The organism is Citrobacter freundii complex sp. CFNIH9, from assembly GCF_002903305.1.
GTDB lineage: Bacteria > Pseudomonadota > Gammaproteobacteria > Enterobacterales > Enterobacteriaceae > Citrobacter > Citrobacter portucalensis.
This window is the reverse complement of sequence record NZ_CP026238.1, coordinates 447694-461812: the sequence shown is the minus strand read 5'-3', so window position 1 is coordinate 461812 and position 14119 is coordinate 447694. Positions and strand designations below refer to the sequence as shown.

General features: G+C 53.8%; 11 protein-coding genes. 3 read left to right on the top strand and 8 right to left on the bottom strand.

All coding sequences use genetic code 11. From position 1 onward, the window contains the following. Positions 1 to 118: 118 nt before the first annotated feature. From C2U43_RS02225 to C2U43_RS02220, 3 genes are all read left to right on the top strand, one after another. Entirely contained in the window at positions 119 to 5776 is a 5658-nt protein-coding gene (locus C2U43_RS02225; protein ID WP_442861425.1) for a beta strand repeat-containing protein, read from the top strand. Then, positions 5742 to 6140, top strand: a complete 399-nt coding sequence (locus tag C2U43_RS30170) for an autotransporter domain-containing protein (RefSeq protein WP_442861424.1) — start codon at positions 5742 to 5744, stop codon at positions 6138 to 6140. Before C2U43_RS02225 ends, C2U43_RS30170 begins: the two co-directional genes overlap by 35 nt. A gap of 196 nt (positions 6141 to 6336) precedes the next feature. Further along, positions 6337 to 6507, top strand: a complete 171-nt coding sequence (locus tag C2U43_RS02220) for a YhfL family protein (protein ID WP_103284646.1) — start codon at positions 6337 to 6339, stop codon at positions 6505 to 6507. Between the two features lie 67 nt (positions 6508 to 6574). Here C2U43_RS02220 and C2U43_RS02215 read toward each other — a convergent pair whose 3' ends face one another. From C2U43_RS02215 to yhfZ, 8 genes are all read right to left on the bottom strand, one after another. Next, positions 6575 to 7669, bottom strand: a complete 1095-nt coding sequence (locus C2U43_RS02215; RefSeq protein WP_103284645.1) for an aminotransferase class I/II-fold pyridoxal phosphate-dependent enzyme — start codon at positions 7667 to 7669, stop codon at positions 6575 to 6577. A 13-nt stretch (positions 7670 to 7682) separates the two neighbouring features. After that, a complete protein-coding gene (locus C2U43_RS02210) occupies positions 7683 to 8987 on the bottom strand; it encodes a YhfT family protein (protein ID WP_008786313.1) in 1305 nt (434 codons plus the stop codon). 11 nt (positions 8988 to 8998) lie between these two features. After that, positions 8999 to 9352 (bottom strand): DUF2620 domain-containing protein, encoded by a 354-nt coding sequence (locus C2U43_RS02205; protein WP_003023576.1) that lies wholly within the window; start codon positions 9350 to 9352, stop codon positions 8999 to 9001. Positions 9353 to 9362: 10 nt separating this feature from the next. Beyond that, on the bottom strand, positions 9363 to 10241 hold the full coding sequence (locus C2U43_RS02200) for a phosphotriesterase-related protein (RefSeq protein WP_103284644.1): 879 nt from the start codon (positions 10239 to 10241) through the stop codon (positions 9363 to 9365). Further along, positions 10238 to 11464: a phosphopentomutase gene (locus tag C2U43_RS02195; RefSeq protein WP_103284643.1), complete on the bottom strand. Its 1227-nt coding sequence runs from the start codon at positions 11462 to 11464 to the stop codon at positions 10238 to 10240. The genes C2U43_RS02200 and C2U43_RS02195 overlap by 4 nt, the downstream gene beginning before the upstream one ends. Next, complete coding sequence (locus C2U43_RS02190; protein WP_008786317.1) at positions 11464 to 12627, bottom strand: YhfX family PLP-dependent enzyme; 1164 nt, start codon at positions 12625 to 12627, stop codon at positions 11464 to 11466. The genes C2U43_RS02195 and C2U43_RS02190 overlap by 1 nt, the downstream gene beginning before the upstream one ends. 83 nt (positions 12628 to 12710) lie before the next feature. Next, on the bottom strand, positions 12711 to 13073 hold the full coding sequence (locus tag C2U43_RS02185; RefSeq protein ID WP_020996077.1) for a hypothetical protein: 363 nt from the start codon (positions 13071 to 13073) through the stop codon (positions 12711 to 12713). Positions 13074 to 13088: 15 nt separating this feature from the next. After that, positions 13089 to 13994: a GntR family transcriptional regulator YhfZ gene (yhfZ, locus tag C2U43_RS02180; protein WP_008786319.1), complete on the bottom strand. Its 906-nt coding sequence runs from the start codon at positions 13992 to 13994 to the stop codon at positions 13089 to 13091. Between the last annotated feature and the right edge of the window lie 125 nt (positions 13995 to 14119).

The following is a 14119-nucleotide window of genomic DNA, read 5'->3' as shown; positions in this document are numbered from 1 at the left end:
TGACCATTGAGTAATTTGACGAAGCACGGTCATTCAGTGGCAAAATAATAAATTACCTCGAAATAAATTTATGCCTTCAATGGCATATTTTGTGCGTATTTATTTAAGGATGTCGATTATGCAAAGGAAAAAACTCATTGCTGTGGGTATTGCTCTTGCGTTGCAAACTTACTATCTCCCGGCGATAGCCGCAGATAGTAGCGACGATGACAATGATTGCCCTACTGATATATCCGTATTATCAAAAGCCGAACGTAACAAACTCTCCGCACGCTGCCTGGCAGATTATACAGAACAAGACAATCACTGGGGATGGGTCGCAGGTGGTGTCGCTGCGCTAACAGCTGGTGTAGCGATAGGTATCGATAACAATGGCGGCGGCCATTCCCACCATAATGATACTCCGGCAACCCCATCAGATAATGGCGATGTAACGCCCACACCTCCTGACGACGATAGCGGTGATGTAACGCCCACGCCTCCCGACGACGATGGCGGTGATGTAACGCCCACACCTCCCGATGACGATGGCGGCGATGTAACGCCCACGCCTCCCGACGACGATGGCGGCGATGTAACGCCCACGCCTCCCGACGACGATGGCGGCGATGTAACGCCCACGCCTCCCGACGACGATGGCGGCGATGTAACGCCCACGCCTCCCGACGACGATGGCGGCGATGTAACACCTACACCACCTGATGATACCTCTGTTATTACCTTCAGTAACGGCGTCACCATCGATAAAGGCCTGAACACACTGACATTTGACGGCATCAAGCTGGATAGCGGCACGGACCTCGGCGGCGCCGTATGGAATTACGTCGAACAGGACGATCGGTGGCAGATCGCGTTACAAGACGGTAAAACGCTGCTGGTTTCCGACTGGAAAGTGACCGACGATAATGCCGCCGTCATTGAAGGTACGGTACAAGGAAGCGGCCTGTACTGGAAATATGACAACCAGGGATACCTGATCGTTGCCGATGACCAGACAACCGTCGTCGCTGGCGATGACGCTTCAAATACTGCCGATCGCGGGGTTGATACCCGTGGTGAAGGTAAAACTGGCGTCATCATCTCCGGCGATCGGACAAACAACGCGTTAAGCGGTGATTCCTCCGTCAGCGATGGTGCGGTCGGCATCGTCATTACCGGTGACAACACCACCAATACGATTTCAGGACAAAGCACCGTCGACGGCGCAACCGGCGCGCTGATTTCAGGTAACGGCACCACCACCCGCATTTCCGGTGGCATTGACGTCACAGGTGGCGGCACCGGCATGGTGATCGATGGCAACGAAACCACGGTGGCGAATACCGGCACCTCTAACATCAGCGGTCAAGGTTCAACCGGCTCCATCGTCAATGGCGACAACTCGCACGTTATCAACGATGGTGAACTCTATGTGGCCGACGGCGCTACCGGGGCAAAGATTACCGGTGATGATGTCCTCATCGACAATAAAGGCGATACCACCGCCAGCGGCGCAGGTTCTACCGGGCTATATATTGACGGCGACAACGCAACCATTAACAGCGAAGGGAAGCAGGATATTTCCGGCGGCGCAACGGGCATCCTGATTAACGGCAACAGCGCCACCTTCGATAATATCGGCACCACCGATGTCAGCGGCGCAGGCTCTATCGGTATCAGCATCACCGGCGACAAAACGCGCATTACTAACGATGGTGAGCTAAACGTTACCGACGGCGCGACCGGAGCCAAAATGACCGGTGACGGTGCGGTGATTGATAACACCGGCGACTCAACGGTCACCGGCGCGGGGTCTACCGGACTGTACATCGCAGGTAATAAGGCGCTGGTTATTGGCGAAGGAGATCAAACCATTGCGCAGGGCGCAACGGGTACCGTCATTGCGGGCGATAATTCCCGAATCGCGAATACGGGTGATATCACCGTGGATGGCGCGGGCTCTATCGCTGCAGTCATTGATGGTAATGATAATAGCCTGACTCAGGCAGGTGACATGCTGGTCACCAACGGCGCGACGGGTATCGTCACTGACGGGTCGGGTAACGAAATCAAAAACACCGGCAACGCGACCGTGCGCGATGCAAACTCCGTGGGTTTTGTGATCGATGGTGAAAGAAATGTCTTTCATAATAAAGGGAATATCGACATCAGCCTGAATGGTACTGGCGCAAAAATGAGTGGCGACTCGTCACAGGCGACGCTGGATGGTGATATCAATGTGACCGCTGTCGAGGACAGCAACAGCGTATACCGTGGCGCACAGGGCCTCGATATGGCGGGTGATAACAATACGCTGAATATTACCGGCAACGTCACAATCAGCGGTGACTATGACGCAGATAGCCAGATGGCCAGCAACAGCGATACCCTCCAGGGAATCACCGTCAGCGGCACGAACAATCAGGTGGATCTAACCGGCTCGCTTAACATCAATGTTAGCGATGTGAGCACGGTAAGTGGACAGTGGCTGGATACATACGGCCTCACGGTCAAAGGTGATGGCAATACCGTCAATCTGATGGGCGGTATTGATATCAACTACGCCGAAAGTGGCGATGGCGAAGCATCGTCTGTTAAAGGCATAAATATAGACGGTGCTAGCAGTGTCACATTAAGCGGTGAGTCCACATTGAATATCACCACCCTCCCCGGCGGCTCAGTGACACTGGCCAATGTACAAAACGGCGGCAGCTTAACGTTAGACCAAAACTCTGTAATTAAAATCACAGAAACAGTTTTGCCCAGCGACTATTACATCAACAACGCAATATTAACCGTAAAAGGTCAGGGTTCATCGATCGATAATCAGGGAGCTATCGTTGATGACGGCGCTGCCGCCCTATTATTCGCCCGCAGCGGCGCACAGGCAAAAAACAGTGGCGATATTAGCGCCTATGCCACAAGCGGTCATAGCAACCGTAATGCAATCACTGCGGCTACCGATCAAGGATCGATAGTTAGCAACGCAGCGGGAGGATCAATCACGCTGGTATCGTCATTAACCCCAGGTTGGGATAGCGGAATAGGAACTTTCCCGCTGATATGGTACCAAAATACGCTGTACGCCATGCTGGCGGAAAACTACGGCGAAGTGAGCAACGAGGCAGGCGCCACCATAAGTCTCCTGGGTGCGGGGGTCTATGGTGTATCCGCCAGTAAGGGGACGGCCCTCAATGCCGGAGATATTTACCTGGATGGCTTTGTCCCGACGCTGAACGACGATAATACCGTCGCCAGCAAAAGCTACTGGTCACCATCACAACTCTATCTGACCAGCTCGGCAATGGTGGCAGGCTCAACCGACAGTGGTTATGGCGATGCAATCGCCACCAATACGGGTACCATTACCGTCAATAATGCGGGCTTCGGCATGATGGCGCTCAATGGCGGCACAGCCATTAACCAGGGCACTATTAATCTCACCGCCGATGAGGGCGTCACCAAAACCGATGATAACCAACTGGTGGGCATGGCGGCGCTGAATGGCGGCATCGTGATTAACGACACCACCGGCTTCATCAATATTGATGCCAATTACGGCAAGCCTTTCTTGACTGACAGCAAAAGTACCGTGGTTAACTACGGTATGGTCTGTTATGACAGCAACTGCCAGGGCAGCGACGACTACAACCCAACCGACAGCAACGTTTCCCTTACTTTTGCTGATGGCGATGTCATTACCGCCGCAGGCGAAACGCTTACCGGCGAAACCATCATTACCAATCCGATCGCAACGGAAACCGTACACATTAGCAATGCGGGCACCGTCAGCGACGGAAAAGTCATCGTTAAAAATTACGGCGATTTAACCAATGCCGACACCGGTAGCATCAGCAGCGTCAGTATTGCAACAGGCGGCACCTATACCAACGAAGGTACAACCACGGCGGTCTCCGTTGACGGCGGTATCTTCAACAATACAGGCACCGTGACCGGAAAAACCGGCACCACCGTCGCAGGTTCCATCATCAACAACAGCGGTTCCATGAACACGGTTGAGCAGTGGGCCAGCACCATGAACAATACCGGCATCGTGACGGACTGGACCGGCGCATCGGGTGGTGCGGTACTGAACAACAACGCTGGCGGCGAAGTCGATAAACTGACCTTCACCGCGGCGTCAACCGTCAATAACGCGGGCACCGTCAAAAACGGCTCCGTCGATAAAAACGGTACGCTCAATAACCTGGAAGGCGGCGTGATGACGCTGGCGGATAATAGCTTGTGGTCTGGCACCTTCAATAACTGGGGGACAGTGAACAGCGATGCCGATATCGCCACCGGCGGGAGCGGGCACACGCTATACAACGGCAGCACTGGCGTCATTAACGGACAGGTCACTACCTCGAAAAATAATGGCGGCAGTAAAGCCATTAACGACGGCACCATCAACATTGATAAAACCAACAATGTGGCGATGTCCGCGCACGGCAGTGCGAAGATGGTCAATAACGGCACCATCAATGTGGGAACCGAAGGTACCACACAAACCGGTATGGTCGGGATGCAGCTGGAATCAGATGCCAAATCCGATGCAGTGATCGAAAATAACGGCACCATCAATATTTACGCCAGCAACTCCTACGCCTTCAGCCAGTTGGGCAGTAACGGCCATATCGTCAACAACGGCACGGTCTACATTGATGACAACGTGACTGGCTCCGGCTTTATCAAGCAGGATGGTAAAACCATTGAAGGCAGCGGCGAAAACGGCGACGGTACGGAAGTGCATTATGTTGACTTCACGGCCCCCACGGAACCTACCATTACCGATGGTACGACAACCGTTACCACCAGCGACAGTGCAGATTCAACGGCCACCAACAACCTGTCGGGCTATGTGGTCGGCACCAGCGCTGATGGCAGCGCCGGTAAGTTGATGGTCAGCAATGCCAGCATGAACGGCGTGGAGATTAACACCGGTTTTACCGCAGGTACTGCCGACACCACCGTCAGCTTTGACAACGTGGTCGAGGGCAGCAACCTGTCCGACGCAGGTGCCATTCAATCCACCTCCGTGGTGTGGAATGCACAGGGCAGCACCGATGCCAGCGGCAACGTTGACGTCACCATGACCAAAAACGCCTATGCCGATGTGGCGACCGATGGTTCTGTCAGTGACGTGGCGCAGGCGCTCGACGCCGGTTACACCAACAACGAGCTGTACACCAGCCTCAACGTTGGCTCCACCGCTGAACTGAACAACGCGCTTAAGCAGGTGAGCGGCAGTCAGGCTATCACCGCGTTCCGTGAAGCCCGCGTGCTAAGCAACCGCTTTACCATGCTGGCCGATGCCGCGCCGCAAATTAAAGATGGCCTGGCGTTCAACGTCGTAGCGAAAGGCGACCCGCGCGCTGAGTTGGGCAACGATACCCAGTACGACATGCTGGCATTACGTCAGTCGTTGGATCTCACCGCCAGCCAGAATCTGACGCTGGAGTACGGTATCGCGCGCCTGGACGGTGACGGTTCGAAGACCGCGGGCGACAACGGCCTGACCGGCGGCTACAGCCAGTTCTTTGGTCTGAAGCACAGCATGGCGTTTAATGAAGGTCTGGCGTGGAAGAACAGCCTGCGTTATGACGTACACAACCTCGACAGCAGCCGTTCTGTCTCTTATGGCGACACCAATAAGGTGGCGGATTCCAACGCACGTCAGCAGTATCTTGAGTTCCGCAGCGAAGGGGCGAAAACCTTCACCATGCTCAACGATACGTTGAAAGTCACGCCGTACGCCGGGGGTGAAATTCCGTCATACGCTGGAAGGCAGCTATAAAGAGCGTAGTGCGGGGGACTTTAACCTTTCGATGAACGCTGGCAGCGAAACCGCTGTGGATTCCATTGTCGGAATGAAGTTCGACTATACCGCTGAAAATGGCTGGAGCGCCAGCGCCACGCTGGAAGGCGGTCCGAACCTGAGCTACAGCAAGAGCCAGCGTACTGCGTCACTGCAAGGTGCCACAGGCCAGTCCTTTAGCGTAGACGACGACCAAAAAGGCGGAGGCGTCAACGGCCTGGCGACGGTCGGCGTGAAATACAGCGCCGAAGACGCCAGCCTGAATCTGGACGCTTACCAGTGGAAAGAGGACAACATCAGCGATAAAGGCTTTATGTTGAATTTCAGAAAAACATTTCGCTAATTAATTAAATCCGTAGCCTGGTATTATTTATTAATACCAGGCTTTTTTATTTAAATTCAATTCACTAATCGTATGTTTTATATATAAAGCGACATGTCCTTTTCTGGACTACTTAAAGTTTATGTTAGTTGATATCTTATCCGGCGAAAAATGGACTTCATCCATTTAGAAATAGATATCTAACAAGGATTTTGACATGTTTAAATTTGCAAAAATCACCATCATTGCTGGTGTTCTGGCTACGCTAACCGCGTGTACTGGTCATATCGAAAACACAAAAAATAACTGCAGCTACGATTATTTCCTGCATCCAGCAATTTCGATTTCAAAAATTATTGGTGGCTGTGGCCCGGCTGCGAATCAGTAATAGAAGCGATTGCGCAGATACAAAAAAACCGGGAACTTCCCGGTTTTTGCATTTATAGATTAGGTGCTCATTCACATGTTATCTCACTCACGCTCTCGCGCAAAATACGCAGCACCGTTTCTTCTCCACTTCGGTTTGGATTGATTCGAATCGCATAATCGCCCAACGACGGACTCGCTTCGCGAAACGTCCCCGAAAGGCGATAGAACAGTGGAGGGATCTCATACTTCGACTCAGCTCCCACCGGGTATGGCAGCGCGCCTCTCTCTTGTGCCGCTTTCAGCACACGAGCGGCAATCGGCTGGTGAAACTCCACGATCAGCACCTTCGACTGAGCATTGGCGATGACGGCTTTTTTCACCTCGGGCAGCACTCCGCTATTGAGCATCGTCAGCAATCGTTCGGAAACGCCAGCCTGTACCGCATGCATCACCGGAGCGAAAACCAGGCCGCGGAGCACCTCCAGCGCCTGCGCCCCCTGAATCTGGCTGCCACCGGAATAAAGCGTCGCACGGATTTTAGCGATAGCCTCCGCCTTGCCGACCACCGCCCCTACTCCCTCCGGACCAAAGAGCTTGAAGCAGGAAAAGGTAGACAGCGTCGCCCCACATTCACAGCCGATACCGTCAACCTTCATCACCGCGTAGTTATCGTCGGTTAACGTCGGCACGCCGTACTTTGTTATTTCCGCCAACACCTCGGCTAACACGTAACGATCCTGCGGTTGCTGACGCGTATGCTGCACCAGTGCGGCGTCAGGACGATGCTGCGTAATCGCCTGCGTGATTGCCGGGAGGCAGTTAAAATCCGCCCTGACCAGGGTAATACCCATCTGCTCAACGAGTACCTGCGTTGTGGGATACACCGGCGCATCATGAACCAGCAGACGCTGGCCGGGTTTGAGCAGCGCAGCCAGCCCGGCGCGAATAGCCCCGGTGCCCGCCCCCTGAACCAGCGCTGCGGCCTCAGCATGAAATGCCTCGGCCAGCACCTTTTCCACACGTTGCGTCACCCGAGGCTGATTTAGCCCCGTAGCCAATCCCAAATCACCTCCGGCCAGAAAATCAGCGCCAGGAAAGTGACGGCAAATCGTATCCACCAGCGCAAACTGCTTTTGCTGTGCTTGCGTGAGCGTCAGGCTTTGCAGAGGAAACGTCTTCATGTTTTACGCCTCCTCAGGCCGGAACAAACAGACCAAACCAGTAGAGAATATTCAGTACGATGCCCGTGATCATCACCGCCACTACCGGCGCGGCCATCTTCTGTACCGGACGTCCAATCGATTCATTGAGGAAGTAGATCGCTACCGCAATTGAGAAACCGGTGTAGCCTGCCATCTTGATGGCGGCAAAAATCGAACCGATCAACAGTGCCATTTCCATCAGCATATTCATCGCATTACGAATATTGTCCGATGCGTTACGTACTGATGGATAACGCCCCAGCCATTTGCCAATAGAGCGCAGCAGCAGCACTTCCGCTGAAATCACGATAGCGCCAAGGATTGCCGCAATCCACGGATTCGGTGCCAGGTAGCCAACGGAATAAACGAAGGTGAAACCCGCTACCGCGTAAACGCCCGTCGCCAGTGCGGTTGTCGCAATCATCGGTACAAAGCCCAGCCCGCGCATAAACTCCGCCAACGCCGCCTGGTTAACCAGCGTCTGCGACTGCTCCGGCGTAATCCCTGCCGAATAGGCTTTTTCCAGCGTAAAAATTGAGACCTCGCTACCAGCAAAAATTTTCATACTGGCAACGGCGGCAATCAGCGCGCCGACGATGGCAATATACGGCAGGTTTTTAATAATCCGCGAAGTTCGTTCTTCAAAGACCGATAGCCCGCTGGCATCCATCTCTTCATCACCGCGGTGGCGAATATCATGCGTAATGGCGATCGCCAGCAGCATCATCATCCCCACAAAAATCTCAATCGATTCTGGGTTCAGATGCGGGAAGTAACGCACCACCACCACGCGGGTCATCAGTACTACCACCGCCGCGATAATGCTGTGCTTCCAGCCAAACTGGTAGAAAATCGCCACCAGCGGGAAGAGTGCGAATGCGGACACCACTGGAGAACTCAGTTCACCGAGGCTACCCAGCACATCAACCGGCAGCGCCGTGAGCAGATGGTTCACCGGCAGCAGGCAGGTCAGAATCAATACGCCCCAGATAGCGCCCAGACCGAACGCCAGCAGGCTGTTCATCGCCAGCACGCCGAGAATATCCGTCGGCAGGAACAGCAGCCAGGCGTTGAGCAAGCCGGTTTTCAGGGTAAAGGAGATCCCCACCGACGCCACAAAGCCGATACTCAGACCAAACGCGATACTTCCCGCCTCACGGCGATTCATGTACCCCTCGATCAGCTGCGGCAGAATCGGGCGGATGCCGTCATGAAAGACGGCCGCCGAGCGGTGTGCCAGAAGTGACGTCATGCCGGTCAGGCAGGCCACCACCACAATCTGAATATACAGATCCATAGTCATGCCTTTTATTTCAGGTGGTTAACCAGCATCGGAATCGCATGTTCAACATGTTCGACGGAGAGACCAAAAGCCACTTTCCCTTCCGCAACCATTTTTGCGATATGTTCGTCTTTCGCCTTAATACCCGGCTTGGCGATAGTGCAGCTTTTGTTGTAGCCAATCACCGCGATGGCAATCGACAGCGCTGCACCCGCGCCGGTGTTACAAGCGCCGATGTAGTAATCCAGTTGTCCGGATTTCACCTTCATCGCCGCTTCCATATCGTTATGAATGGAGACTTCAAAGCAGCCCGGTGCTGCGGTTTCGATGGTCTTTTTAATCTGCTCACGCTGTAAGCCAGCAACGCCAATCTTTTTCATGATTCTGTCCTTATTGGAAAAATTGTGAGGGGTTATCACGCAACATCGTGTCCACATCGGCCTGGCTGAATCCTGACTGGCGCAACTGTGGGATAAAAGTGGTTAACAGATAGTCATAGCCATTGCCGCCATTGGCTTTTAAATGCGAGCGACGGGTAATATCCATGGAGAGCATCACGCGATTAAGCAGCCCGCGATTACGTAGCTCATGCAGCATGCCAATGCGCTTCTCGTCCGGGTAATAGCTGTTTTTACCGATGGTATCGAATTGCACATACGCACCGAGATCGATCATGCGTAAGATATTGTCGAGGTTATCTTTCAGGTCGCAGTGACCAACGGTTACGCGGGAAAGGTCGACGCCGCGCGCCTGTAGCAACACCAACTGTTCCACCCCCATCGTGCTAAAAGAGGTATGGGTTGAGATGGGGCGTCCGGTTTCGATGTGTGCCCGCGCCGCGGCGATAAACACCTTCTCTTCAAGCGGCGTAATCACACCTTCACTGGAGCCGATTTCCGCGATAATTCCGGCCTTCAATTCAGTACCATCAATACCGATAACTATCTCATCGACCATCTCCTGCGCGAGCTGTTCCACGCTGCGGGCCGCAACATGTTCAGGGAAGAACGCATCCTGGTAATAGCCTGTGCAGGCCACGACGTTGATTCCGGTCTCGCGCATCAGGTCGAGCATGAATTGCGGATTACGCCCCATATAGCGGTTGGTCATCTCAATAATGTTGCTGACGCCTAACGCCCGGAGATCCTTCATTTCCTGACAAATGAGATCGTACTGATCTAACCGGCAGTCGAGGTTATTCTTGAACCCGGAGAGATCGATATGCAGATGTTCGTGGACCCAGGTGTAGCCCGTCGGATCAAAGTTCATAAAGTGTCTCCTGTAAGGCGCAATGCCGAGAGAAAAGAACAGCCATTTTGTGGTGCCGCCGCGCCGAAAAATTCACACACCGTAGCGCCAACGTCAGATAACGTCGCCCGGATGCCTAATTGCGCAGGCTCCAGCCCCTGTTGATATACCAATACCGGCACAACTTCCCGGGTATGATGGCTGTGACCAATGGTCGGATCGTTACCGTGATCGGCCATAACCACCAGGCAGTCATTTGGATCCATAGCGGCCAGAAGGCGCGAAAGATTAAGATCGACAAGCTGCAACCGCTCCGCATAACGTGCCACGTCTTCCGCGTGCCCGGCGAGGTCGGTCTCCTGAATGTTGGTACAGATAAATACCGTCGACTCAGCGTTAAATTCGTTAAGCGTGATATCCATGATCTGCTGGCTATCCACCAGGTTTTGCCAGCTGCGCCCGTGCGGATTGCCAACGATGTCCGCCACTTTACCGACCAGCACGGTAGGGATTCCGGCGTCATACAGTTTTTGCGGTACCTGTACCTGCTCATCTACACCAAAACCCATATGCCTGACCTGGAAGCCATTTTCATAGGCGCCGGAGCGTGGGGCGTTAATACCGATAAAGCGTCCCTCTTTGGTCTCGGCGGCATCCAGAATGCGCTGACTGTCTGCAAGCTGACCGCCAAACGCGATCACGCGCCCAACCTGAACCTGCTCACGCACCACCCGGCCTATCTTTAGCACTTCATCAAACGGGATAACGGCAAGATTGGCGGTAATGTTGTAGACCTGACCTAAATCCGCTTCGAGGTTATCGCCCACCGCAACCGCATCGTTGACCCAAAGAAACGCCAGGTCGTCGCCGCGGCGTTCCACATGCCAGCCCGCGGCTTTCAGCGCCTGTTCAACTCCATCGATGACGTCGCTAAATGGCATCCGCAGCGGGGCCTGAGGCCGTGTGCCTAAAATCTCCTGATGGCCCATAAAGGTATCTCCCCCTTCATGCTGCAGCTCCGCAACGCCCCAGACTGCTGATGCAGAGGGTTTCATCACGCCTGGGGCAAAGCCCAGAGCGTTAATCAGCCCCAACTTTTCCAGCGTTGGCAGCCGTAACTGCGGGAGTTCGCCCAGGATATGACCACAGGTATTCGCTCCGGCATCCTGCGGCCTGACCCGCGTGACGTCTTTCATTGCACCAACGCCAAAACTGTCGATTACTAACACCACGAATCGGGCCATTAGTCCTCCAGAATATTGCCGAGACTGTCGTAACGCGCGACGATTTCAGCTGCACCGTGCTGAATACCCGACACCAGCACCACGTCGCTACGCGTCACGAAGATCTGGGTGCGAAAACAGAAGATCACCGCGCTGCTCACCGGAAACTCCCCAGCAACAGGCAGGTAGTAGTCAATACTGCTGTCATCTACGGGTTTTAGCTTCGCTGCGATCGGCGAATCACTTTCTGGCGTAAAGACCAGCGCATTTTGCGCATGGCCTCGACGGTAATAACCCCCGCCGTAGCAATAACTGTCCCCGCGAAAATTGTGCGATACCTCGCTCAGCCACAGCATCGCGATTCGTTCCGGCTGGTCGCCTTTTTGATTGGAAGGAATAGTGCCTGTCAGTGCATGACCCGGCTCGGCGTGGGTGACGCCATATTCCGCCAGCAGAGGGAGTGACGAACAGCTACTGGCTGACGGCGCATTAAGTTGCTCAATGGCAATCCCGGCTTCCGCCAACTGACGTCGTGCATTCACCAGCGTGTGCAGATTAGGCGTCGGCATCGTCTGCGCTGAGTTTTCATCCCATAACAGGCAGGGGAAATGGGTCAACCCGCTCAGGCGTAAGCCCGGCAGCCTGCGAATTTCATTGACCACATCCGTCAGATACATAAGAGGAAATCCGCTTTCCTGCCCCGGATAGAGAAAATCATCCTTGTCGTACACTTTCAGCATCACGTTCTGTTCGCAGCCGGCCTTCACCGCTGCAGCTGAAACTTCGCGCGCTTTCTCCAGCGAGAACAACGTGATGACCTCGGTGCCCTGCGCCACTGCGTCATTGACCAGTCGCGACGGGATCTGCACCAGATGTCCCTGGTGCGCAACCGGCAGCCCGGCACGGCGCATGACGCGACTCTCCTTGTAATCGACAACCACGATGCCTTCATAGCCAAGCTGCAACAGCTTGTCCGCCAGCCACGGGTTACGTCCTACCTGTTTGGTCATCAGATATAGCGAGATGCCATGTTGCCTCGCGACATCCAGCAGGCGTTTACCATTCTCGATAACCTGGTCAACATCAATAACCCAACTGTCAGGTGCGATCTTTCCCTGCTGCCACAACGCGATAGCAGCCGAGATAAGCGCGGGGTTCTGGCGTTTCAATGCCTCTATAAACATTTCTCTGCCTCGTTTCTAATTCTTCAGCTAAATATTCATTTTTTTGAATATTTAGGGTGCAATAGGCTAATTCTCCATGGGTTTTAGACGCCTTCGTTCGCAGCCATCCACAATCCATACAAGTTCGCCAACATGTAGCCTTCTTCATTCGCGTGCAGCGTCACCGTGAACTCTTTCAGCAACGCCTGATGTACCAGCAAAATAGTTGGCCAGAGATGAGATTGTGTCAGCTCCTCTAACAGCTCACCATCCAGTGCTTCAATCACTTCGCCCTTGCGGCTACGCATTAACGCGCTCGCCATATGGGTCATCGCCATGGTTCCTTGCTCATTGTGAATCGGCAAACACCACTCTTCATCCAACCGCCTGACCACCTGCAGCATGCCGCTACAAATATCCTTGTCGATAACGCCTGCTTCGCACAGCAGGTTAAGCCTGTTTTCCATGTCGTTCGCCTTCACTTAATAACTGGGTTCCTGTTCACCGTTCGCCACACGTTGCTGGTGGGCAAGCAGCGCCTCTTTATTAACAACGGCTCGCAGTAGCTGTTGCATCGGATAATCCTCTGCCCGGGTCAGTACCACGGCCTCCGTGGCCTGAAGAAACCGCGGATCGTTGGTAAGCGGCGTGGCTTCTAATCCCAAAACTGCCAGCTCGGCCTCCGCAACCACGTTCCAGATAACCGCGTCCACGTCCCCTTTCGCGATGCGCTGTAAGCTCTCGTGATAAGGCATATCGATCAATTCAACGTCACGGTCGCCAAAACAGGCCTCGGTCATGATTTTCTGATCCGCCGAACGGTTATCGAGCCCGACACGTTTTACTGTTGCAGATTCGCCCTTGCGACAAATCAGCTGGTGCTCACCAACGTAGGTATGCGGCCCCAGCGCCAACGTGATACGCAATCTGTCCTGGGCAAGGTAACTTTCCGCCGCCAGACGAGAAACCACCGCCATGTCGTAGACGCCGTTTAGCAGGCATTCCACGCGAATATCAGCCCCACGCATGTGTGCGTAATAAAATGGGATCCCGTCGAACTGCGCCTTCAGCCCACTCGCCAGCCCTTCATATAAACGGGTGTAGGGCAGCGGCATCGCACAAACTACGTTATTAATATCTACATGCTTTAGCAGCGTACGGTTATCCATCTCCACCAGATAGCTACCGTTACGCCCGCGACGCTCAATACGGATCGCCCCTGAGGATTCCAGCGTTTTCAACGCGGCCTGGGTTAACCCTACCGATGAGTGACACTCGGCTGCCAGTTCATCAATAGTTTTCAGTCTGTTACCGCACTTCTCACCGAGCAGGTAACGGGCCAGGGTTGTCAGCACAACCCCCTCTTTCTTGATAAATGTCCGACGCATTTTATATTTTCAGTAAATTGAATATTTATATCTTCATTAAAGTGAAGATATAACGCAATGAGGAAATATGCAAACGGCGAGGTGCTTCACATTTTTTGAGGTTCACAAACGAGCAGGCGAAAAAA